This window comes from Streptococcus sp. HMSC10E12 (genome assembly GCF_001807855.1).
Taxonomy (GTDB): domain Bacteria; phylum Bacillota; class Bacilli; order Lactobacillales; family Streptococcaceae; genus Streptococcus; species Streptococcus salivarius.
In genome coordinates this window covers 1-1,225 of the sequence record NZ_KV791082.1, presented here as the reverse complement: position 1 = coordinate 1,225, position 1,225 = coordinate 1, and the positions used below count along the sequence as shown (strand labels likewise).

General features: G+C 34.8%; 1 protein-coding gene. It reads left to right on the top strand.

Annotation, left to right across the window (positions count from 1 at the left end; translation table 11 throughout):
• Window positions 1–881, top strand: an 881-nt coding sequence (locus tag HMPREF3112_RS01370) for an MORN repeat-containing protein (protein WP_176744470.1), incomplete at its 5' end; no start/stop codon positions are given.
• Between the last annotated feature and the right edge of the window lie 344 nt (window positions 882–1,225).

Below are 1,225 nucleotides of genomic sequence, written 5' to 3'. Positions count from 1 at the left end.
ATGCTATGGCTGTTGGAGCAGGTGACTATTTTTATGGTGTTGTGCAACAAGGCACTTTGAACGAAGTTTCTCGTAAACAGTTCTTGTCTGCTTTATCATCCAATGGTTTTACTATAGAATTTTGTAATTTTATCTTTGATGTCTTTGCATATTCTATTAATCAAAGTGTGGCAGTGCAGGAAGAAGAAACCGCTAAAACCTCAGCTAATGATTATTATAAGAACATTGCCGTTAATACAGAGCAAAATAATAAAAATGTTTCACATAATACGAAAACTGATACAAGAAGAGACAAGGAAGAAATCGTAAAAGGGGAAAAGACATGGCCAGGTGGTACGATATATAAAGGTGAGCTCTTGGATAATATGTGTCATGGGAAAGGTGTTATGACTTGGCCAAGTGGGGATAAGTTTGAAGGCGAGTTCTGGAAGGGTAAATTAAAAAAAGGAATTTACACTTATGCAGATGGAAGGGTCTTTGAAGGCGAGTTTGATAATGATTGTTGCGAAGGCCAAGGGAAACAGACATGGCTAGATGGTACAACATATATTGGAGAGTGGCACAAGAATCAGCGTCATGGTAAAGGTGAAATGTTTTGGCCAAGCGGTATAGTTTATGAAGGCGATTTCCTATCAAATCAGCGTCATGGTAAGGGAACTATGACATGGCCAGACGGCACAATATATGATGGAGATTGGAAAAACGATAAACGCGATGGTACAGGTATAACAACTCTACCAAATAACCAACAATATTTACAAACATATTCTCAAGGAAATTTGATTAATGAAAGAGAATTGGAAATAACCGATAGGAACAAGTTATGTTTTTGTGGGTCTGGAATGATGTATAAAAATTGTCATCTGAAAAAAAGATTTTAGGAGTGTGTTTTCTCTAAATTAGAAGTTTTAATTAGATAATTATTAAACATGCCGTTGTTGTAGGAAACCATGCAAATATCTAAGTTTTATTAAAGACAGCTGGTGATAATAGATAGTGATAGAGGGTGATGACCTCAAGTCCCTAAATATGGACTCTTATCATTAATTTATTTGTTGTCCATATAAAGTCAAAGTATTTCAGGATTTGGTTACTTCGACTGATTATATATAATTGTTAGTTCTTGAATAATGTGTTCAAGTAAACATTTTGTAGGAGGATTTATAGATGATATGTAGTAAGTGTGGTAACGATTTAGGAATAGAAAGTAATAGTGCTGAAAAAG